Genomic DNA, 20,448 nt, shown 5'->3' on the forward strand with positions numbered 1-20,448 from the left:
TGGCCGAACTCACTGCGGAGCGGCGTGACATGGGCGCTCCGCGGCACGTGGGGGTGAGGAACCGAAGCCGGTGCGCGATGCCCGGACCGCGCCGCAGCGGTCGTGGACCGTCAACGCCTGCGGCCGGCCGCGGCGGCCAACGCATCGGTGTGACGGCCCAGTCGGGGCTCCGCGTCGAACCGGCGCACGCCACGCCCTCGGCGTGGACCGGCATCCCGATGGCCCGCCGCGGCCGGTCCTTGCCGCAGCGCTCCGAAGCGCTCCCCGGCCGCTCCGACCTGCGCGAAAGCCCTCCGCGGAGGGAGGGCTTTGGGCGGTGGAGAAGTGGTGCCCCCGGCAGGACTCGAACCTGCGGCCAAGTGCTTAGAAGGCACCTGCTCTATCCACTGAGCTACGGGGGCCGGAAGGCGGCCTTGGTGGGCCTGGAGCCCCCGGTGGGGGTGGGGCTGCGGTCCGTGCCGGGTCAAGGATAGGGCTCCGGCTGCCTTGTCCCGGTTGCTTCACTCGCGGGCCACGATGTGGAGGTTCGGTGAAGCGGTCCCGATAATCGCAGGCAGGTGCGATTCTCGCATCGCTTTTGCGCCGCGACGCCCCTGGTGTTGTGCACTCGTTATGCCTGCGCCCCACTCGTCCGTCGTGCCCAGAATGTCTCACTGGAGTCGCCGTCGGCGCGCAGGGGACGTATAAGCTTCAAAAATGGTCCTAAATTGGGCATTCTTCGCATGTGGTGACCTTGGATGTTCGGCCTCAGCTGCTCGATGCCCTGTCCGCCCTGCGCGACCGGGTCGCGTCCGTGCGTCTGCCGCTGCCCCTGCCCGGCGCTCCGCGCGCCCGCCAGACCAGAGCCGAGCTGCTCGCGCAGCTCGACGACTACCTCGTACCCCGGCTGAAGGCGCCCGAGGCGCCGATGCTCGCCGTCGTCGGCGGATCAACCGGGGCCGGTAAGTCCACCCTCGTCAACTCCCTCGTCGGCCGACAGGTCAGCGAAGCCGGGGTGCTGCGCCCGACCACGCGCACACCGGTGCTCGTCTGTCATCCGGACGACCACCACTGGTTCGCCGGAATGCGCGTACTGCCCGACCTGATGCGGGTCTGGGTCCCGCACGGGGAAGAGGAGGTGCCCCCCGCCGCCAGACCCCGGGCCCGTGACCGCGCATCGGCCGACACCCACGCGACCCGCGAGATGCGGATCGAGACGGTTTCCAGCCTGCCGCGCGGGCTCGCCATCCTCGACGCCCCCGACATCGACTCCCTCGTGGTCGAGAACCGGACCCTCGCCGCCCAACTCATCTGCGCCGCCGACGTCTGGGTGATGGTCACCACCGCCTCGCGGTACGCCGACGCCGTCCCCTGGCACCTGCTGCGCACCGCCAAGCAGTACAGGGTCACCCTCATCACCGTCCTCGACCGGGTCCCGCACCAGGTGCTCGCCGAGGTCTCGCGGCAGTACGGGGCCCTGCTCACCAAGGCCGGGCTGGGCGACGTACCGCGGTTCACCGTCCCGGAGCTGCCCGAGTCCACCGGCGGGGGCGGTCTGCTGCCGGCCAGCGCCGTCGCCCCGCTGTTCGCCTGGCTCGCCCACCACGCGCAGGACCCGGCCGCCCGGCAGTACGCCGTCGGGCGCACCGCGCTCGGCGCGCTGGACTCGCTGAAGCGCCGGATGCCCGAACTCGCCTCCGCCGTCGCCGCCCAGCACGCCGCCGCCGTACGGCTGACCTCGGCCGTCGAGGACGCGTACAAACGCGAGGGCAAGCGGGTTCGGGGCCGCCTCGACCACGGCGCCGTACTGGCCGGGGACGCCCTGACCCGGTGGCGCGGCTACCCGCTCGACACGAGCGCCGACGAACTGCTGGAGTCGCTCTCCGAATCCCTCGCCGCGCTCCTCCAGTGCGCCGTCGCCGCCGCCGACGAGCGCATCGCCGAGGCCTGGCGGCGCGAGCCGGCCGCCGGCGCGCTCTCGCTGCCCGCGCCCGACCGGGAGGCGGGCGACCGCATCGGCATGGCCGTACGCCGCTGGCGGCGGGTCCTGGAGGAACTCGCCGAAGAGGAGGTGGCCAAGAGCGACCGGCAGCCCGCACCCGAACCCGACGGCGTGGCCGCCCTGCTCGTCGCCGCCCTCCTCGGCGGCAAACGGGCCCGGCCCGCGGGGGAGAAGCTCGCCGAACGGATCGGCGCTCAGGCCGCCCTGCGGCTGCGCGACCGGGGCGGGGAGCTGGTCGGCGACCACCTCGACCAGGTGCTGCGCGCCGAACGCGACCGCCGGCTCGCCCCGCTGGAGGCACTCGAAGTGACCCCGGAACCACAGGCCGAGCTGATTGCCGCGCTGTCCGTACTGCAGAAGGAGAGGTGACGCGGTGACCGCCCTGACCGACCGCACCGACGACCGCTGGGACGACGGACTCATCGCGCGCTCGCGCCCCCGGGCCGTCGACGGCGACCAGGACGAGGAGGAGTACGAGGGCGACGAGGGCGACGATGCCCTCGTACGGGCCGTCTCCGGCGCCGGCAGCGACGGCGGCAAGTCGACCGCGCCCCCGCTCAGCCCCGAGGGACAGGCCCTGCGGCTGCGCCTCGACGCACTGCGCCAGCTGGTCGGACTCTCCCGGACCAGGCTCGACGGAAAGACCCTCGCCGAGGCCGGGCGGGTCCTGGACGAGGCGGCCGCGCGCCGCGGGCTGTCGCCCCAGCACACGGTCGTCGCGATCGCCGGAGCCACTGGAAGTGGCAAGTCCACTCTCTTCAATTCACTCGCCGGTGTGCAGATTTCCGAGATGGGGCTGCGCCGCCCGACCACCGCCGCGCCCATCGCGTGCAGCTGGTCGGACGGAGCCGCCGGCCTGCTGGACCGGCTGGAGATCCCGGGGCGGCTGCGGCGCCGGCCCCGCGAGACCTCGGAGGCGGAGGCGCTGCGCGGGATGGTCCTCGTCGACCTGCCCGACCTGGACTCGGCGGTCGGCGCGCACCGGGACCACGTGGACCGGGTGCTGGCACTGGTCGACGCCGTGGTGTGGGTGGTGGATCCGGAGAAGTACGCGGACGCCGTGCTGCACGAGCGGTACCTGAGACCGCTCGCGGGGCACGCGGAGGTGACCTTCGTCGTCCTCAACCAGGTGGACCGGCTGCCCGGGGAGGCCGCCGACCTCGTACTGGACGACCTGCGCCGGCTCCTCGACGAGGACGGCATCGCCCTCGGCGAGCACGGCGAGCCCGGTGCCACCGTCCTCGGGCTGTCCGCACTCACCGGGGAGGGCGTCGGGGAACTGCGCGAGCTCCTCGGACAGTTCACCCAGGAGAAGGGCGCGGCCACCCGGCGGATCTCCGCCGACGTCGACCGCGCGGCCGGGCGGCTGCGACCGCTGTACGTGGCGGACGGGCACACCGGGCCGGAGATCGGGGAGGCGGCGCGCGCCGAGTTCGAGGACCGGCTCGCCGAGGCGGTCGGGGCGTACGCGGCCGGCCTCGCCGCCGAGCGCGCGTGGCGGCGCAATGCCGGCAAGGCGTGCGGGACGCCGTGGCTGCGGCTGTGGCGCTGGTACGAGGGCCGCCGCGCGCCGCGCACCCTGGCGGGTCTGGCCGCCCTCGCGGCGATCGGCGGGCGCGGCCAGGTCGTCGCCGAGGCCCCGGCCGAGGAGGAGGAGGTGACCGCACGTCAGCGGGTGGAGCAGGCCGTGCGGGTGGTCGCCGACGAGGCGGTGTCCGGGCTGCCCGAGCCGTGGGCGCAGGCGGTCCGGGAGACCGCGGTGCGCGGCGCCGACCGGCTGCCGGAGGCGCTGGACGAGATCGCGGTGACCCTCGGGGCGGCGGTCGTGGTGCCGAGCGCCAAACCGCCGCGGCCCACGTGGTGGCCGGCGGCCGTGCTGGGGCAGGCGGCCATGACCCTGCTGCAGGTCTTCGGCGGGCTGTGGCTGGTCGGGCAGATCGTCGGGGTCCTGGAACCGCGGCTGATGCCGCCGGTGCTGCTGATGGTGGCGGGCATCATCGGCGGCCCGCTCGTGGAATGGTCCTGCTCGATCGCGGCCCGGGGTCCGGCGCGGAGGTACGGGCAGGACGCGGAGCGCCGACTGCGGCAGGCGGCGGCCGGGTGCGGTCGGGCCCGGGTGCTGGAACCGGTGGCGGCGGAGCTGCTGCGCTACCGGGAGGTGCGGGAGCAGTACGCCACGGTGGCCGCAGGGGGGAGCAGGTTGTCCACAACCCGGCAGTAATCCACAGGCCGGAGCGGGGACCGGCGCCCTGCCCCAGCATGGTTCGTACGTCGTGCGGATGGTCCGTACGGCTGGTCCGTGCGGATCCGTACGGACCGCGACCATGGGGGAGGGCGGCCGGGATGTACGACACCCAGGTGACGCTGGTGGGTTATGTGGCGACGCAGATCGACTACAAGGAGACGGCGAACGGTCCGGCGGCGCGGTTCCGCTTCGCGGTGACGCCGAGGTACTTCGACCGGCGCAAGGACGTGTGGACGGACGGGACCACCAGCTTCTACACGGTGTGGGCGCGGCGGGCGCTCGCCGTGAACCTCGCCGGTTCCGTATCCGTCGGCGAGCCGTTGGTGGTGCACGGGCGGCTGCGGGTGCGGGACGACCCGCCCGACGGAGAGGGCAACCGGTGGTTCTCCGCGGAGGTCGACGCGACGGCCATCGGTCACGACCTGAACCGCGGGACCGCCGCCTTCCGGCGCGTGGTGCGGACGGACACGCCGCTGATGGCCACTCAGAAGGCGGCGGTGGTCTGAGTGTTCGAGGCGGATAGGATTCCCCGGTACTCACGGGCACCTGGGTCATTGGCCCGAAGGGGAAGACTGTGTCGATTGCCGTTCCCGCATCCTCCGCTCCTGCTCCCACTCCTGCGTCTGTGCTCGGGCCCGTTCCGGCTCCTGCGCCGGCTCCTGCCCCTGTTCCAGCTCCAGCTCCAGCTCCTGCCCCGGTTCCTCTCGAACCTCCCGCCGCGGTACGGGGCTCCGTGCGCCGGCCGCTGGCAGTGGCCCTGCTGGCCGCGACCCTCGCCACCGCTCCCGCGGCGCGGGCGGCCGCCGACTCCGGCCCGGTGGCGCCCAGGTCACCCGAGGGTGCGAGCGCCGTGCTCGACGGGCTGAAGACGTTCGGGCTGGCGGTCCTGCGGTCCGGTGACGGCTCGGTCCGGCAGATCCCGGCCGGGCTGTTCGAGATGCGGGTCGACGGCGGCGGGATGCTCCAGACGTACGGGGTCGGCGTGACGGGCAACGCCCAGCCCCAGGCCCGGTACACCGAGAGCGCCTGGAGCGTCAGCCCGCTCGCCGGCAACCGGGAGGCGGGCCGGATCCGCTGGGTCCTGGAACACTCCTACCCGCAGCACAACGATCTGGCCGGGCTCGCCAAGGCGGCCGGGGCCGGGGCCCTCACGGCACAGAGCGCGGCCGCCGGGACCCAGGTGGCGATCTGGCGGCTGGCGGACGGGGCGCAGGTCGAGGCCGCCGACCCGGCGGCCGAGAAACTGGCCGACTACCTTCAGCGGGCCGCCGGGCAGCTGCCGGAGCCGCCGGCCTCGCTCGGGCTGGACCCCGGCGACGTGTCGGGGGCGGTGGGCACCCGGCTCGGCCCGGTGACCGTGCGGACCGGGGCGCCGAGCGTGTCGGTCATCCCGGACGCGGCGGCCGTCGCGATGGGGGTGCGGGTGGTGGACGCCGAGGGGCAGCCGCTGACCACCGCCGTCAACGGCAGCCGGCTGTACTTCGAGGTGCCCGCGGGCACCCCCGACGGGACGGCCTCGGTCACCGTCCAGGGCACGACCAAGGTGCCGGTCGGGCGGGTCTTCACCGGCGAGCTGCTGGCCCACGCCCAGATCGTGGCCGGCTCCAGCGAGTCCGCGGCCACCGCCACGGCCACGGCGGTCTGGCCGCAGCCCCCGGCGACGGCGGTGGAAGCCACCCCGGGCGATGCCCCGGGGGCCGGTTCCGGCTCGGCGGCCGAGGTACTGGGCGAGCGGTCCACGGCCCTCGCGACGACCTCCCCGGACGAGGAGCGGCTGGCGACCAGCGGCAGCTCGGCGGCCACCCCGGTCATCGCCTCCCTGGCGGTGGGCCTGGTGGTCCTGGGCGGCCTGGTGGTGCTGCTGCTCCGCAAGCGCCCGCAGGACGAAGAAGACACGCGCTGAGTCGCCAGCGGGCACGGGGACACGACGACACGGGGACATGACGACCCAACGACACGACGACCCAACGACACGACGGCACGAGGACACAACGGCACGAGGACACAACGGCACGAGGACACGAGGACACGCCCTGAGGGACCGAGGGAAGGGGCCCGATGGGCCGGGTGGGCGCGCGGACCGGTTCGGATCCGCCGCCCGGGGTAAGGGCAGAAGATGGCTGATCAAGAACTGACCTGGTCCGGCACCTTCGCCCGGTGGGACCGCCGGGCGTTCGACGCGGTGGCCCGGCGGCACTGGCCCGGGGCCGACCGGGTGCTGCCGCGGCTCGGCCGGGCCGCGAACCACGGGGTGCTGTGGGGCGGGGCCGCCGCGGCGATCGCGGTCTTCGGGTCGGCCGGTGCCCGCAAGGCCGCCGTGCGCGGGGTCGCCTCGCTGGCACTGGCGTCCGCGACCATCAACACCGTCGGCAAGTGGTCCGTACGCCGGCCGCGGCCGCTGCTGGAAGGCGTGCCCCTGAACCGGCAGCTGGCCACACAGCCGCAGACCACCTCCTTCCCGTCCGGGCACTCCGCGTCTGCCTTCGCCTTCGCCACCGGCGTGGCGCTGGCCTCCCCCGGCTGGGGGGCCGTCCTGGCCCCGGTCGCCGCGTCCGTGGCGTTCTCCCGCGTCTACACCGGGGTGCACTACCCCTCCGACGTACTGGTGGGCGCATCGCTGGGGGTGGCCGCCGGGTTCGTCGTACGCCGCCTCGCGCGCGACGCGCAGGAGGCCCGGGTCGTGCCGGGCGATGAGCGGACGGCCGCCGGGGCCCCCGCGCTGCCCGACGGGGCCGGGCTCACCGTGGTGGTCAACACCGGGTCCGGGACGGCTGCCGAGGGTCTCGACGCACTGCGCACCCGCCTGCCCGCGGCCGAGGTGATCGAGTGCGAGGGCCCGGAACTGCCCGCCGCGCTCGCGAAGGCGGCCTCGCGGGCCACCGTGCTCGGGGTCTGCGGCGGCGACGGCACCGTCAACGCGGCCGCCACCGCCGCACTGGGGGCCGGGGTGCCGCTGGCCGTGTTCCCCGGCGGCACCCTCAACCACTTCGCGCTGGACCTCGGCCTCGCCGGGGTCGAGGCGACGTGCGAGGCCGTGGCGCAGGGCCAGGCCGTCCGCGTCGGCGTGGGCCGCTTCTCCCCGGGGCCCGGTGGCGAGAGCGGCTACTTCCTGAACAACTTCAGCATCGGCGCCTATCCGGAACTGCTGGGCCACCGACTGCGCTGGGGCCCGCGCATCGGCGGCGGCCCGGCCGCGCTGCTGGCGGCCTGGCGGGTCCTGCGCTCCCAGCGGCCCGTGCGGCTGCGGCTGGCCGGGCGGCCCCGGAGCGTATGGCTGCTCTTCGCGGGCAACGGCACCTATCACGGCACCGGCCCCACCCCCCGCCGCCGCGACAATCTCGGCGAGGGCCTGCTGGACCTGCGGCTCGTCCACGGCGGCGGCCGCCCCGGCCCCCGGCTCCTGGCCGCCGCGTTCACGGGCCCGCTCAGCCGCTCCCCCGTCCACGTGGCCACCCGCCTGCGCAGCCTGCGCATCGGGGACATCCCCGCGGGCACCCCGCTCGCCTACGACGGCGAGTACGCCGAGGCCCCCACCGCCCTCGTCCTCGACCAGCTCCCCGACGCCCTGACCGTCTACCGCCCCCGCTGACCGGGTCCGCCCGTCGCGCCCCGGTCAGGAGCCGGCCGGCCCCGGATCCACGCCCAGGTCGGCCCGCATGAGGCCCCGCATGTTCTTCCAGCGGTCGCCCAGCTCCAGCAGCTCGGCCTGTATCTCCTCGAACGACCAGCCGGGGTGCGGGTTGCCTTCCTCCAGGTGCAGGGTGCGGCTGTACGCGCCGGCCAGGGTCGCCGTCATCGCGTCCAGCTCCCGCAGCACCGCGTCCGAGGCGATCATCTGGGCCTCCGCGAAGGCGGTGTGCATGGCGAGCCGCGTCTCCTCCAGATCGGTCCGCGCCTGCACGGTGACCTCGCCCTTGTGGACGAGCCACAGGTACTTCATGAGCTCGATGCGGTAGCGGCGGTAGCCGGAGTTCGCCGTGACGTAGCAGGCCTGCCGCTTCTCCACCCCCGCCACGCGCTGCTCGCGCACCCACTGGGCGTCGGCCGCCCGCTCCTGCCGTTCGAACTGCTCCGTCTGCACGCGTGCGAGCACGCGCTGGGAGAGGATCGGCGCGAGCAGGGTGCCGGTCACCGCGACGATCGCGCCGGCGAGCGCCAGCAGCGCGTTGTTCACATGTACCTCCGTTACGGCCGACGGAGGCCGCGCCCCCGCACTCCCCACCATCCTGCCCGGCCCGGGCCCCGGGGCGGCGCGGAAACCGTGAGGGCGCCCCGTACCCGCCGGGGCGGCCGCCTCGTGGAGGGAAAGTCCTCGTCACCGAGGGTCCCGAAGCGCTCACCCCTGGCGCGGTCCGCGAACGACCTCCACCAGCTCGGGCCGCAGCTCCACCCGGGCCCGCGAGAGCGGACCTCCACCCCGACCCGGTCCACGAACCAGCGCATGACCTCGTACGGGACGGTGAGGGGCGCCCCATCGGAACGCAAGGCGCACGACCAGTACCCGCCGCGGGTCCTCGTCGGGCACGATCGCCGATCTCCCCGAAGGTGATGACCGACAGTGATCGCAGGCGGAGGCGTGGCCTCCGATCGCGCCCGAAGCCAGGGGCGCCCGACCCTACCCATTCGCCCGCGGGTATGGACGTACGGCAAGATGGGGTGTATCTGCCCACCATCGATCTGCCGGACGGTTTCTCTTGGCTGAGTTCATCTACACCATGCGCAAGACGCGCAAGGCGCACGGCGACAAGGTGATTCTTGACGACGTCTTCCTGAACTTCCTGCCCGGCGCGAAGATCGGTGTGGTCGGCCCGAACGGCGCCGGTAAGTCCACCGTTCTCAAGATCATGGCGGGTCTGGAGCAGCCGTCGAACGGTGACGCCTTCCTCTCTCCCGGCTACTCCGTCGGCATCCTCATGCAGGAGCCCAAGCTCGACGAGTCCAAGACCGTGCTCGAGAACGTCGAGGACGGCGTCGGCGAGATCAAGACCAAGCTCAACCGGTTCAACGCGATCGCCGAGGAAATGGCGACGAACTACACCGACGAGCTGATGGAGGAGATGGGCAAGCTCCAGGACGACCTGGACCACGCCAACGCGTGGGACCTGGACGCCCAGCTGGAGCAGGCCATGGACGCCCTGGGCTGCCCGCCCGGCGACTGGCCGGTCACCACCCTCTCCGGTGGTGAGAAGCGCCGCGTGGCCCTCTGCAAGCTCCTGCTGGAGGCCCCCGACCTGCTGCTCCTCGACGAGCCCACCAACCACCTCGACGCCGAGTCCGTGAACTGGCTGGAGCAGCACCTGGCCCAGTACAAGGGCGCCGTCGTGGCCGTCACCCACGACCGGTACTTCCTGAACAACGTCGCCGAGTGGATCCTCGAGCTCGACCGCGGCCGCGCCCACCCGTACGAGGGCAACTACTCCACCTACCTGGAGAAGAAGGCCACCCGCCTCAAGGTCGAGGGCCGCAAGGACGAGAAGCGCCAGAAGCGCCTCAAGGAAGAGCTGGAGTGGGTCCGCTCCAACGCCAAGGGCCGCCAGACCAAGTCCAAGGCCCGCCTCGCCCGCTACGAGGAGATGGCGGCCGAGGCCGACAAGATGCGCAAGCTCGACTTCGAGGAGATCCAGATCCCGCCGGGCCCGCGCCTGGGCTCGATCGTGGTCGAGGTCAACAACCTCACCAAGGCGTTCGGCGACAAGGTCCTCATCGACGACCTGTCCTTCACGCTGCCGCGCAACGGCATCGTCGGCATCATCGGCCCGAACGGCGCCGGCAAGACCACGCTCTTCAAGATGATCCAGGGCCTGGAGACGCCGGACTCCGGTGCCATCAAGGTCGGCGAGACCGTCAAGATCAGCTACGTCGACCAGTCCCGCGCCAACATCGACCCCAAGAAGACCCTCTGGGCGGTCGTGTCGGACGAGCTGGACTACATCAACGTGGGCCAGGTCGAGATGCCGTCCCGCGCGTACGTCAGTGCCTTCGGCTTCAAGGGCCCGGACCAGCAGAAGCCGGCCGGCGTCCTGTCCGGTGGTGAGCGCAACCGCCTCAACCTGGCGCTGACGCTCAAGGAGGGCGGCAACCTGCTGCTCCTCGACGAGCCCACCAACGACCTCGACGTCGAGACCCTGTCCTCGCTCGAGAACGCGCTCCTGGAGTTCCCCGGTGCGGCCGTGGTCATCTCCCACGACCGCTGGTTCCTGGACCGGGTCGCCACGCACATCCTGGCGTACGAGGGCGAGTCCAAGTGGTACTGGTTCGAGGGCAACTTCGAGTCGTACGAGAAGAACAAGATCGAGCGGCTGGGCCCGGACGCGGCTCGTCCGCACCGCGCCACCTACAAGAAGCTCACCCGAGGCTGAGGTCGCCGTCATGGCCAGACACCACTACCGGTGCCCCTTGCGCTGGGCGGACATGGATGCCTTCGGGCACGTCAACAACGTCGTCTTCCTCCGCTATCTGGAGGAGGCGCGGATCGACTTCATGTTCCGCCTCGCGCCGGGGGAGGGCAGTGAGTCCTTCACCGGCGGGTCCGTCGTGGCCCGTCACGAGATCGACTACAAGCTGCCCCTCGTGCACCGCCACGAGCCCGTCCTCATCGAGTCCTGGGTGACCCGGATAGGCGCCGCGTCCCTGACCATCCGCTACGAGGTCAAGGACGAGGCGACCGAGGACGCGCCCGAGACGGTCTACGTGCGGGCCGAGACGGTGGTCGTGCCCTACAACCTCGCCGCGGGGCGGCCCCGCCGCATCACGGCCGAGGAGAGGCACTTCCTCGAGGAGTACCTCGACGAGCCCGCGACCGGTTCCGCGACCGGGTCCGAGACCGGGTCCGAGACCGGCACCGGCCGGGAAGGGCCCCTCGCGGCATGAACGACCAGTTGCGCTTCGCCGATTCCGGGGAGGCGGCGGACCTCGCCGCCTTCCTGGGCCGGCTGGTGCACTACGACCGCGCCGCCGCCGTACGCCTCCAGGCCGGCGGCGGCGCGCTCGCCGTCTTCGGACGGCCGCCGTCCTTCGACATCCTCGCCATCCGTACGGTGCGGCTCGCCGCACCCGTCGCGGCGCCGCTGGACCTGACGGTGTCCGCCGGTGAGCTGCTGGAGTCCGTGGACGAAGCCGCTGCCGAGGCCACCGTGCCCGGGCCGGTCACCGGACCGCCCTGGGCCGGCGTGCTCCCGCCCCGCGGCGGCTGGCGACAGGTTCCGGGGCTGCCCGCCCCCGAGGCGATGGGAGCGGCCGTGGCCGCCGCCGTCGCCGAGTTCCGGGCCCGGGACGAGGCCCTGCCCGTGCAGCACCGCACCCGGTCCGAGCGCGACCGCATCGGCCGCGAGATCTGGTCCCGCACCCTGGGCGACACAGAGCTCCCGCTGCGCGCCGTGCACGCCGCGCAGTCCCTGGGCTTCCTGCGGCCGGTACGGGCCGCCGTGCCCGCCTCCGCTCCCGCCCCCCTGCCCGGCGACCCCGCCCCCGTGGCGCTGCTCACCGCCGGGACCTGGCTGCGGCTGCGCACCCCGTACGGATCGGTCGCCATGCGCCGCCCCGGCGTCACCGGCGGCCTGGGCGCCCTCCAGGTCCGGCCGGTCTGACCGGTTTGATCGGGTCTGACCGGTCTGTTTCCCGGAAAGTCCGCTAGGGGTGTCTAGCCCGCCGTGTTGATCATCGAGGCGGCGGCGTACGTCAGGTACTTCCACAGCTGCGCCTCGTGCTCCGGCGCCAGGCCCAGCTCGTCCAGCGCGACCCGCATGTGCCGCAGCCACGCGTCGTGAGCGGCCGCGTCGACCTGGAACGGCGCGTGCCGCATCCGCAGGCGCGGGTGGCCGCGGTGCTGGCTGTAGGTGGTCGGACCACCCCAGTACTGCATCAGGAACAGCGCGAACCGCTCCTCGGCGGGGCCCAGGTCCTCCTCCGGGTACATCGGGCGCAGCAGCGGGTCCTCCGCGACCCCCTCGTAGAAGCGTCGGACGAGGCGGCGGAAGGTGTCCTCGCCGCCCACCTGCTCGTAGAAGGTCTGCTCCTGAAGCGTGCCCCGCGGAATCTCATTCACCCGACCATCGTCTCAGACGCCCGGATCCAGGACCGAGGTCCTAGGACCATCCCCCGGGCCCGCGCGCTCGCACGCGGCGGCCCGCCGAAGGACAGTGGAGGCATGGCCGCACACACCGCGCACACCGAGACCCGGGACCTGCGGGAGACCGCGCACGCCGCCCAGGTGCGGGAGCTGACCGCCGCCGGGGTGCTGGAGGATCCGCGCTGGCGGGCGGCCTTCGCCGCCGTGCCCCGGCACGTGTTCGTCCCGTACTTCTGGACCGGTCGCGGTGCCGGTCACGAGCGGCTGTGGGCCGAGGACCCCGACCCCGAACGCCGGGCCCGCTGGCTCCGCGGGGTCTACGTCGACACCCCGCTTGCGACGCGGATGCGCGACGGCCTGCAGGTCTCCTCCAGCAGCCAGCCGTCCCTGATGGCGAAGATGCTGGCCGCCCTGGACGTGCGCGACGGCGACGACGTCCTGGAGATCGGCGCGGGCACCGGCTACAACGCGGCCCTGCTCTGCCACCGGCTCGGCGAGGAGCACGTCACCACCGTGGACCTGGACGAGGAGATCACCGAGTCCGCGCGGGCGCACCTGGCCGAGCTCGGCTACCACCCGGTGGTGGTCACCGGGGACGGCGCGCGCGGCTGCCCCGCCCGGGCCCCGTTCGACCGGATCATGGTGACCTGCACGCTGCCGTTGGTCCCGCACGCCTGGCTCGGCCAGTGCCGGCCCGGGGCGCGGATCCTGGCGCCGCTGTCGACCGGCCTGATCGCGCTGACCGTCCGGGACGCCGGTTTCGCCGAGGGCAACTTCCTGCACACGTCGGCGTACTTCGTCCCGCTGCGCGGGGCCACGGCCGCCCGGCCGCCCGCCCCGGCCGGTACGGAATACGGGCTTCCGTACGAGCTGGTGGAGAACGAGCGCTTCCAGTTCATGCTCGTGCTGACCGCGGGCGCCCTGCACCCCCGCGAGGCCCTGGACCTGTGGCGCCGCGAGGGCCGCCCGGCCCGGGAACGCTTCGGGGTCTCGGTCAGCACCGAGGGCCAATGGTCGTGGCTGGACGATCCCCAGGGGCCGTACGTCTGGCCCCTGGGGGAGGGATGAATCAGCCGCGGGTCGGACGGTGCTCGGCGTCGGTCGTGTTGGCCACGGATATTGAACTCCGGCGTGATGTTGATCAGTTGGCGCTACAGTTCCGAAGATGGAACGCTCATGTCACGCCCCGGGGGAGCATCGTTGAGTATCGGTTCGGAGGCCGACGAGCACGGACTCGCGCTCGTCCTCGTCGCTGGATATGCCGGATCCGGCAAATCCGAGGCGGGGAAGATGATGTCGCAGGCGACCGGTTGGCCGCTGTTGGACAAGGACACCTTGACGAGGCCGCTCACGGAGTCGTTGTTGTCCTATCTCAACGGTGACCCCGATGACCGGCAGAGCAGCGTCTACGCCGAGAACGTGCGCCCGTTGGAGTACGAGTCTCTGATGAAGGCGTGCTGGGAGAACCTCGAGTGCGGGGTGCCGGTGGTCGCCGTGGCGCCCTTCCTCGCCGAGGTCGTCGACGACCAGTGGTACGCCCGGACACGTCGCCACTGTTCGCGTCTGGGCGCCGGCTTGGAGGTGGTGTGGGTGGACAGCGACGCGTCGTCGATGCGTGAGAGGCTCACTTCGCGCAACGCGGCACGGGACACGTGGAAGCTCGCGAACTGGCGGCAGTACCTCGCCTCGATCTCCCTGGAGCGGCGTCCGGTCGGGGAGTTCCACTTCGTCGACAACCGGATCACCGCGATGACACCGCTCGCCGAGCAGGTGGAATCGGTGGCCATGGTCCTGTCCCGTCGATACGGCGAGGCGCTGGCGTGAACGTGAACACGAAGGCGAACGCGCAGGGTGAAGGGAGCCTTGGAGGGGTCGTCCTTTTCGGCCCTCCGACGGCGGGCAAGGACACGGTCAGTGCCGCGCTGACGGGTCTGGACGCGCGGTACGGTCAGCTGACCAAGATCAAGGTGGGGTCCGGGCGCACCACCGGCTACCGCATGGCCGACGGCGAGGAACTGGCCGCCCTGCGCGCCGCGGGGCGTGTGGTGCTGGAGACCCGGCGGTACGGCAACACGTACGCCATCGACCGCGACGACCTGGACACCATGACCAGGGCCGGTCGCATTCCGCTCGTGCACATCGGCAGCATGGGGCACCTGCGGAGCTTCACCGGTGCCGTTCGACAGCCGTGGCTGTGCGTGCTCCTGTGGGTGCCCCGTGACGTGTGCGAGCAGCGGTCCCGAGGCAGGGGCGACCGGGACACCGGGGACCGGCTCGCCGCCTGGGACGAGGCGCTGGCCGATCTGGGCACGGTGCCCGACGGCGAGGAGCCTTTCGACCTGCTGATGCGCACCGATCACACCGACCCGGCCGGGGCCGCCGAGAGCATCGCCCGGGCCCATGCGCACCACCGCGGGGAGCGACACCGGGCCGCGGGCCTGGCCGCCTTCCTCGGGGAGGCCGCGACCGTCGAACGGTGAGGGCGCGGGTACGACGTTGCGGGGCGGTCCGTACATCACGGTGGGGAGGGAACACACATGGGGACGATCAGCACGCTCGACGAGCTGGCACGTGCGGCGGACCTGGACGCGTCGACAGGCCGGGAGCGGGACCTGACGATCCGGCAGAGGGACATCGACGAACCCCTGGTTCTGGATTCGCTCACTGCCGGCAGGCTGGCCCTCCACCGGGTGAACGTGGCGGGGGCGGTCACCCTGCGCTCGTGCGTCATCGAGGAGCTGGTCGTCGACCACTGCACTGCCGATGCCCTGCTAGTGAGCAACTCTCGGATCGGCCGGCTTGTTGTTCGCAACACCCCTCGCAACACCGAGGTCGATGTGAGCGAGACGGCCCTGGAGGCCTTGGACGTCCACTCCTGCGGGCCGACGCGTTTCGAGGGCGTGCGCGTGTCCGACTCGGTGCAGATCTCGGCGATGCGCGGGCCGGTCCAGCTCAAACGACTGCGGGCGGCCACGCTGGCCCTGCGCAGCCAAGCTGCCGTTGGGCGGCAGCGCCGGCCTCAGGTGTCCCTGGAGAACGTGCACGTCACCGAAACCATCACCCTCGACGACCTGTGGTTGGCGTCCCTCACCCTCGACGAGGTCGACGTCGCCGCCCTGCTGCTGCGACGGGTCCGCGTGGACGCACCCTTCCGCGGTACGGGGGTGCGTTGCCGGGACGGTCTGCGCATCAACGGCATGGTGGTGCCTGCCGAGGCCAGCGCGCTGCTCGACAGCGAGGTCCGGGGCCCGGTGGTGGTACGGGGCTTGCGCCACGCGGAGACCGTGCCCGCGCAGCGGCGGCAGACGGCGCCGGACACCGCCCCCACCACCACCGGCGCCGCCGCGGAGCTGGTCTTCCGGTCGTCCAGCATCTCCAGCCTCGCCGCCAGCGCCGATGAGGTGTCTCCGGTGGTGGTGGAGCTCGTGGACACCTCGGTCCGGGCGCTCGCAGTGCCCGTGGGCCCGGCCCGGTACCGGCTGGCGGGGACGAGCAGTGTCCAGGAAGTGGACCTCGGCGATGTGGTCTTCCGGAACGACGAGCACGTCACCGGTTTCCTCGACCGGGTGTTCACCCGGGTGAGCCCCGGGGCCCTGGAGGCGGTGCGTTCCACACTGACCGGGCGCCGCCGCATGTCGGAGGGCGATCAGTTGTACTACTTCACCCGGCAGCGGGAGGCGGCCGAGGGGCCACTGCTCCGGCGACTCGCGGGGCGTGCCCTGCTCGGTGGCGTCCTCGGGTGGGGTGTGAGAGCGCGGAACCCGGCGCGAACCCTGGGCGCTGCCATGCTGTCCACGGCTGTTGCCCTGCATCTCTCCGGTGCCGCACGGGACCCACAGGGCGGTGGTCTCCTCGACCTGGTGGCCGCGGGGAGGGCGCTCGTCCTGGCCTGCGCCCTGTGGCTGAACGTCGGTGTGGGCGCCCCGTCCGAGCTGAAGACGCACGCTTGGACGGCGCTCGCCGTGGGCTGTACCGGCGGTGGCCTGCTCTTCACGACCCTGACCGTGGGCATCGTGATCCGCAAACTGGTGCGCTGACGCCGGCCTTCCCTGGGACAGCGCGGGCGTCAGCTACGGTCCGGATCGCCGCGCAGCAGCTCCAGGGCCTCCTCGACGGTGAGGGTGGCGTCGCGCGCGCCGTCCCAATGGCCGAGCGTCGACGCGGCGGCCAGCATCAGCTCGTCGGGAAGGCCCGCATCGGTGAGCAGCGCGGCCGCGTCTGCGAGCTCGGGGCCCCAGCGCCACGCACGGGCGGCGGTTTTGGGGATGTAGCTCGTCTCGGTCAGGTAGCTGCCCGTCCGCTTCGCCGCGATGGTCAAGAGCTCATCGCCGACACCGTGCGCCTGCGCAGCGCCGTAGGCCAAGGCGGCCAGGACGCGTGACGCCTTCTGGTAGCTGGAGTAGGAAAGTTTGAGGGCGGACGCCGCTCCCACCTCGGTGCCCAGGTCGTGCGTACGGATGTCGGTACCGGCGAAGAGCCGCTCGACTTCGCCCGTACTGCGACGTTCCCCGGAGAGGTAGAGCGTCGGACTCTTGCCACCGACGGGCGGGGAACCGACCACGGCGGCGTCGATCGTCTCCGCGCGCGGCAGGAGGGCGGCGATGCGCCCCATGCGGCCCGGGGAGATCGCGTTCGCCTCCACGTACGTGCGCCCGGCGAAGCCGTGTGCGGCGACCTGTGCGGCGAGCTCTTCGGCTGCGGCCGGAGGGCAGAGGGACAGGACCACGTCCGCGCGGTCCAAGAGGCCGGAGAAGTCCGCGGGCTCCAGGTCGGCCTGCTCGGCACGCCTTCGCGTGGCGATGCTCCGGCCGTCGGGGCACCACAGGACGGTGACCCCCCGTGCGCGCAGTTGTGCGCCGAAGGCAGCCCCCATGCTGCCCGGGTGCAGCAGTCCGACCGTAATGGCTGGTCCTGTCATCGTGTGCCCCCTTCGGCCGTGTGTTCCAGGAGCAGACGGATGGCAGACAGCACCGTGGGGGCCGTCAGGTCGGGGACGTGCAGATCCCCCGGCCAGCGGTCGGGGGTGCCGATCCACAGGGTGGCGAGCCCGGCGGAACGCCCGCCCGCGATGTCCTTGACGGGGTCGTCGCCCACCATCCAGCCACCGCCGTTCGGGGTAGCGCCGCAGAGCTCCACAGCGGTGGCGAACAGCCGGGGGTCGGGTTTGCGGAGCCCCAGATCCGCCGAGACGCACACGGCGTCGACCCGCTGCGCGATGCCGGTGGCCTCCAGCTTGGCCCGCTGGATGTCGGCGGAGCCGTTCGTGGCGATGCCGATCCGCCAGCCGTGCCCCTTCAGGTCGTCCAGACCGTCCAGTACCTCGTCCGGGCACACGGAGAAGGCCGCCATGTCCGCCAGGTACTCCTGCCACAACGTCCGGGCCGAGGGGGAAAGGCCGTGGAGCTCGCGGATCACCGAGAAGTCCGCGGCGCCGGCACGCTCGTCCAGCCGGACGAGGAGCGCGTCCCGCTCATCTACCGTGAGGCCGTGGCGGGAGGCGAATCGCGTCAGCGTCGCCTCGAGCGCGCGACGGCGGTCGATGAGCGTGTCGTCGAGGTCGAAGAGGGCGAGGCGCTGCACCCGCGCAGACTAGTACGCGCATATCCGGGCTGTCCGCCCGGCGGGGACCGCCGGGCCCCGGTGAAGGGCCCGGCGGTCGTGGATCCACAGGAGCGGGATCAGCCGCGGCGGATCGTGATCGTTGTCCAGGCGCCCACGTGGACGCGGTCGCCGTCGGTGAGGGGGACCGGGACGTAGGGCTGGATCGGCTCCTCGCCGCCGTTGATGGTGGTGCCGTTGGTGGAGTTCTGGTCCACCACCGCCCAGCTGAGGTCGGGCTGCTGGACGAGCACCGCGTGCTGGTGGGAGACGCCCGGGTCCTCCGGGGGCACCGACAGGTCGATGTCGGGGGACTCGCCCGTGGAGGCGCGGCGGCGGCCGATGGTGATCTGGCCGCCGGACAGCGGAAGGTGCTGCTCCGGGGAGTAGGCGGGCAGGTTGAGCCCGGCGGCCTCGGGGCCGCTGCGCTGCATCATCGCCATGAAGTACGAGCGGTCGGGGCCGACCGTCGCGCTCCAGGCGCCCCCGCCCTGCGGCGGGAAGGGCTGGTGCTGCGGCGGAGGCTGCTGCTGGTACTGCTGTTGGGGCGGCGGTCCCTGCTGCTGGTACTCCTGCTGGTACTCCCGCTGCTGCGGCGGCGGGGGCTGCTGCTGGTACTGGGGCTGCGGGGCCTGCTGGTACTCCAGCGGCGCCTCGTGTGCGGGCGGCGGCAGCAGCCAGTCGTCCTCGCGCTGGAGCGGCTCGGCCGGCCGGTTGACCCGGGACGGCCGCGAGCCCTGGTACTCGAAGTGGTCCTGGGAGTAGGTCCCGGGAGCGGGCACGGGCGGCGGAGGCGTACCGCGGCCTCCGGCACCGGCACCGGCACCGCCACCGACGCCGGCCCCCGTCGCCTGGGGCCCCGGTTCCGGGGCCGGCGGCGCGTACGAGGTCGGGGTACGGGTGAGGAAGTTGTAGCGGCATTCCTCGCAGAACGGGGCCATGGCCTCGCGCGGGGTCCGGCACTGCGGGCAGAGCTCGGCCTGGGCGGTCGGTTCACCGGCGGTCGGGGGGAAGCCGTAGCCGTAGGAGGGTACCGGCGGCGGTCCCTCCGAGGCAGCCATGCGGTGGCCGCAGACCTCGCACCAGTCGTCGGACGCGGACTGGTGCCCGTTCGGGCAGGTCGGCATGGCGGCGCTTCCCCCTTCTTCTCCCTGCGTCATCACGTCAGGTCTTCTCAGGTCTTCTTCACTCGGACGGTCTGCGTCGAACGCGTGTCAAGAGTCATCTCGTCGGCATCGGCGACCTTCGCTTTCAGCCGCACAGTACCCGCCACTGCGTCCACCACATCCACCACCTTCGCCAGGAGTCGTGCTGTGTCGGCGTTCCCGGAGGAACTCGCCAGTTGTACCGCACGCCCCAGCTTGGCCGTGGCACCACCGACATCGCCCATTTTGCGGGCTTCCAAACCTTGCTGGATGGCTTCTGCGAGCTCCGCCTGTCCCGTGTAGTGGGCGACCTGCGCGTTGATGGCGGTGGACGCCGCCAGATCGTCCGTCCACACGGCGCGCACCAGGCCCTGGGCCAGGACGGTCGGCTTCCCGTCCGGACCGCCCGCCGCGGGCGGCAGCACGAGCGTGGCGCGGGCGGCGAGCATCTCCTGGCCCACCGTGGCCGTCGGGACGCGGACGCACACGTGGTATTCGCGGGACTCGTCTCCCCACGACCCGGTCGGGTAGTCGCCGGCGCGCGGGCCCGCCTCGGTGCGGCGGTCGCTCAGGTCCTGGAGGACGGGAGCCACCTGTTTGACGTACTGGATCTCCACGCCGACCGGGGTCCACAGGCGCAGCGCGACGTCCGCGACCTCCTTGCCCATGACGTTCTCCATCATGCGCGTGAAGTCCTCGGCGAGGTGGGCCGGGTCGGCCACGATGTCGGCGGAGCCGAGCAGCGCGTGCGCGATCCCGGTGACCTCCTTGACGTCCCAGTCGGTGCCCACCCCGCGGGCGTCGCAGGTGAAGCGGCCGGCGCACGCGTCGAGGGTGGCGCGGAGCACGGCCGGCTCCTCGTGCTCGTTGCGGCCGTCGGTGAGCAGGATGCCGTGCCGGATGGCGGCGGTGGAGCCGCGCAGCAGGCCGTCGGCGAGGCGCAGCCAGGTGCCGATGGCGGTGCCGCCGCCGGAGCTCAGCCCGCGCAGGGCCTCCTTGGCCTGGGCGCGGGTGCTCGCGTCCGCCATGGCGAGGCGGCCCTGGCCGGGGTAGACCTCCTTGGCCACGTGCGTACCGGCGATCACGGCGAAGGCGGTGCCGTCGCGCAGGGTGTCGATGGCGGCGGCCGTGGCCTCACGGGCGCCGCGCATCTTCTCGGGCGGGTACTCCATGGACCCCGAGCAGTCGACCATGAGCACCACGGCCGCCGTGCCGTCGGAGACCGGCGCGCGCGTGGCGGTGGCACCGCCGGTGGCGGTGACCGTGACGATGGCGTGGACGTCCCGTCCGCCCTCGGGGAGGAACTCGTTCTGGTACACCTCCACGCTGAACCGTGGGGCACTCGGCTTGGCGAAATTCGCCATCGGTTGGACTCCTAGGGGGCTCGGGCAGGCGGGTCAGACCTGCGGGC

General features: G+C 72.8%; 18 protein-coding genes and 1 tRNA gene. 12 read left to right on the forward strand and 7 right to left on the reverse strand.

The window, feature by feature from the left end; translation table 11 throughout:
- Positions 1 to 325 precede the first annotated feature (325 nt).
- Positions 326 to 401 (reverse strand) — tRNA-Arg (locus tag OG594_RS07270).
- Positions 402 to 733: 332 nt separating this feature from the next.
- Between OG594_RS07270 and OG594_RS07275 the strand changes: the two genes are divergently transcribed.
- From OG594_RS07275 to OG594_RS07295, 5 genes are all read left to right on the forward strand, one after another.
- A complete protein-coding gene (locus OG594_RS07275) occupies positions 734 to 2,350 on the forward strand; it encodes a dynamin family protein (protein ID WP_266596377.1) in 1,617 nt (538 codons plus the stop codon).
- A 4-nt stretch (positions 2,351 to 2,354) separates the two neighbouring features.
- On the forward strand, positions 2,355 to 4,202 hold the full coding sequence (locus OG594_RS07280; RefSeq protein ID WP_266596378.1) for a GTPase: 1,848 nt from the start codon (positions 2,355 to 2,357) through the stop codon (positions 4,200 to 4,202).
- Between the two features lie 122 nt (positions 4,203 to 4,324).
- Positions 4,325 to 4,732 carry a single-stranded DNA-binding protein gene (locus tag OG594_RS07285; protein ID WP_266596379.1) on the forward strand — a complete coding sequence of 136 codons (408 nt, stop codon included), beginning with the start codon at positions 4,325 to 4,327 and terminating at the stop codon, positions 4,730 to 4,732.
- A 227-nt stretch (positions 4,733 to 4,959) separates the two neighbouring features.
- A complete protein-coding gene (locus OG594_RS07290) occupies positions 4,960 to 6,129 on the forward strand; it encodes a thioester domain-containing protein (RefSeq protein ID WP_266596380.1) in 1,170 nt (389 codons plus the stop codon).
- A 213-nt stretch (positions 6,130 to 6,342) separates the two neighbouring features.
- Complete coding sequence (locus tag OG594_RS07295) at positions 6,343 to 7,815, forward strand: bifunctional phosphatase PAP2/diacylglycerol kinase family protein (protein ID WP_266596381.1); 1,473 nt, start codon at positions 6,343 to 6,345, stop codon at positions 7,813 to 7,815.
- Between the two features lie 24 nt (positions 7,816 to 7,839).
- Here the strand turns inward: OG594_RS07295 and OG594_RS07300 are convergent, their stop codons facing one another.
- Entirely contained in the window at positions 7,840 to 8,400 is a 561-nt protein-coding gene (locus tag OG594_RS07300) for a hypothetical protein (RefSeq protein WP_266596382.1), read from the reverse strand.
- Between the two features lie 520 nt (positions 8,401 to 8,920).
- On the opposite strand from OG594_RS07300, the gene ettA reads away from it, so the two are divergent.
- From ettA to OG594_RS07315, 3 genes are read left to right on the forward strand one after another with little or no spacing between them, the layout of a single operon-like run.
- On the forward strand, positions 8,921 to 10,585 hold the full coding sequence (ettA, locus tag OG594_RS07305) for an energy-dependent translational throttle protein EttA (RefSeq protein WP_094744916.1): 1,665 nt from the start codon (positions 8,921 to 8,923) through the stop codon (positions 10,583 to 10,585).
- 10 nt (positions 10,586 to 10,595) lie between these two features.
- Complete coding sequence (locus OG594_RS07310; protein WP_266596385.1) at positions 10,596 to 11,096, forward strand: thioesterase family protein; 501 nt, start codon at positions 10,596 to 10,598, stop codon at positions 11,094 to 11,096.
- Positions 11,093 to 11,812: a hypothetical protein gene (locus OG594_RS07315; RefSeq protein ID WP_266596387.1), complete on the forward strand. Its 720-nt coding sequence runs from the start codon at positions 11,093 to 11,095 to the stop codon at positions 11,810 to 11,812. Before OG594_RS07310 ends, OG594_RS07315 begins: the two co-directional genes overlap by 4 nt.
- A 53-nt stretch (positions 11,813 to 11,865) precedes the next feature.
- Here OG594_RS07315 and OG594_RS07320 read toward each other — a convergent pair whose 3' ends face one another.
- Positions 11,866 to 12,270 carry a globin gene (locus tag OG594_RS07320; protein WP_030715938.1) on the reverse strand — a complete coding sequence of 135 codons (405 nt, stop codon included), beginning with the start codon at positions 12,268 to 12,270 and terminating at the stop codon, positions 11,866 to 11,868.
- A gap of 102 nt (positions 12,271 to 12,372) precedes the next feature.
- On the opposite strand from OG594_RS07320, the gene OG594_RS07325 reads away from it, so the two are divergent.
- From OG594_RS07325 to OG594_RS07340, 4 genes are all read left to right on the forward strand, one after another.
- On the forward strand, positions 12,373 to 13,362 hold the full coding sequence (locus OG594_RS07325) for a methyltransferase domain-containing protein (RefSeq protein WP_266596389.1): 990 nt from the start codon (positions 12,373 to 12,375) through the stop codon (positions 13,360 to 13,362).
- Positions 13,363 to 13,494: 132 nt separating this feature from the next.
- Positions 13,495 to 14,118, forward strand: coding sequence for an AAA family ATPase (locus tag OG594_RS07330; protein WP_266596391.1), 624 nt, complete (start codon positions 13,495 to 13,497; stop codon positions 14,116 to 14,118).
- Complete coding sequence (locus OG594_RS07335) at positions 14,115 to 14,774, forward strand: guanylate kinase (protein ID WP_266596393.1); 660 nt, start codon at positions 14,115 to 14,117, stop codon at positions 14,772 to 14,774. Before OG594_RS07330 ends, OG594_RS07335 begins: the two co-directional genes overlap by 4 nt.
- 57 nt (positions 14,775 to 14,831) lie before the next feature.
- The gene (locus OG594_RS07340) at positions 14,832 to 16,331 is read left to right on the forward strand and encodes a hypothetical protein (RefSeq protein WP_266596395.1); all 1,500 of its coding nucleotides are present in this window, start codon (positions 14,832 to 14,834) and stop codon (positions 16,329 to 16,331) included.
- A 29-nt stretch (positions 16,332 to 16,360) separates the two neighbouring features.
- On the opposite strand, the gene OG594_RS07345 is transcribed toward OG594_RS07340, so the two are convergent.
- The 4 genes from OG594_RS07345 to OG594_RS07360 all read right to left on the reverse strand — a co-directional run bounded on the left by OG594_RS07345 (position 16,361) and on the right by OG594_RS07360 (position 20,401).
- A complete protein-coding gene (locus OG594_RS07345) occupies positions 16,361 to 17,212 on the reverse strand; it encodes a DUF1932 domain-containing protein (protein WP_266596397.1) in 852 nt (283 codons plus the stop codon).
- Positions 17,209 to 17,874, reverse strand: a complete 666-nt coding sequence (locus tag OG594_RS07350) for an HAD family hydrolase (protein ID WP_266596399.1) — start codon at positions 17,872 to 17,874, stop codon at positions 17,209 to 17,211. Before OG594_RS07350 ends, OG594_RS07345 begins: the two co-directional genes overlap by 4 nt.
- Positions 17,875 to 17,972: 98 nt before the next feature.
- A complete protein-coding gene (locus tag OG594_RS07355) occupies positions 17,973 to 19,019 on the reverse strand; it encodes an FHA domain-containing protein (RefSeq protein ID WP_266602693.1) in 1,047 nt (348 codons plus the stop codon).
- Between the two features lie 47 nt (positions 19,020 to 19,066).
- Complete coding sequence (locus OG594_RS07360; protein ID WP_266596401.1) at positions 19,067 to 20,401, reverse strand: VWA domain-containing protein; 1,335 nt, start codon at positions 20,399 to 20,401, stop codon at positions 19,067 to 19,069.
- Positions 20,402 to 20,448: the final 47 nt, after the last annotated feature.

Origin of the sequence: Streptomyces sp. NBC_01214 (assembly GCF_026340975.1) — a bacterium.
Classification (GTDB): domain Bacteria; phylum Actinomycetota; class Actinomycetes; order Streptomycetales; family Streptomycetaceae; genus Streptomyces.

Coding starts and splice junctions, on each gene's coding strand:
- OG594_RS07285 (WP_266596379.1), top strand. CDS start 4,325: ATGTACGACACCCAGGTGACGCTGGTGGGTTATGTGGCGACGCAGATC.
- OG594_RS07295 (WP_266596381.1), top strand. CDS start 6,343: ATGGCTGATCAAGAACTGACCTGGTCCGGCACCTTCGCCCGGTGGGAC.
- OG594_RS07310 (WP_266596385.1), top strand. CDS start 10,596: ATGGCCAGACACCACTACCGGTGCCCCTTGCGCTGGGCGGACATGGAT.
- OG594_RS07315 (WP_266596387.1), top strand. CDS start 11,093: ATGAACGACCAGTTGCGCTTCGCCGATTCCGGGGAGGCGGCGGACCTC.
- OG594_RS07325 (WP_266596389.1), top strand. CDS start 12,373: ATGGCCGCACACACCGCGCACACCGAGACCCGGGACCTGCGGGAGACC.
- OG594_RS07340 (WP_266596395.1), top strand. CDS start 14,832: ATGGGGACGATCAGCACGCTCGACGAGCTGGCACGTGCGGCGGACCTG.
- OG594_RS07345 (WP_266596397.1), bottom strand. CDS start 17,212: ATGACAGGACCAGCCATTACGGTCGGACTGCTGCACCCGGGCAGCATG.
- OG594_RS07355 (WP_266602693.1), bottom strand. CDS start 19,019: ATGCCGACCTGCCCGAACGGGCACCAGTCCGCGTCCGACGACTGGTGC.
- OG594_RS07360 (WP_266596401.1), bottom strand. CDS start 20,401: ATGGCGAATTTCGCCAAGCCGAGTGCCCCACGGTTCAGCGTGGAGGTG.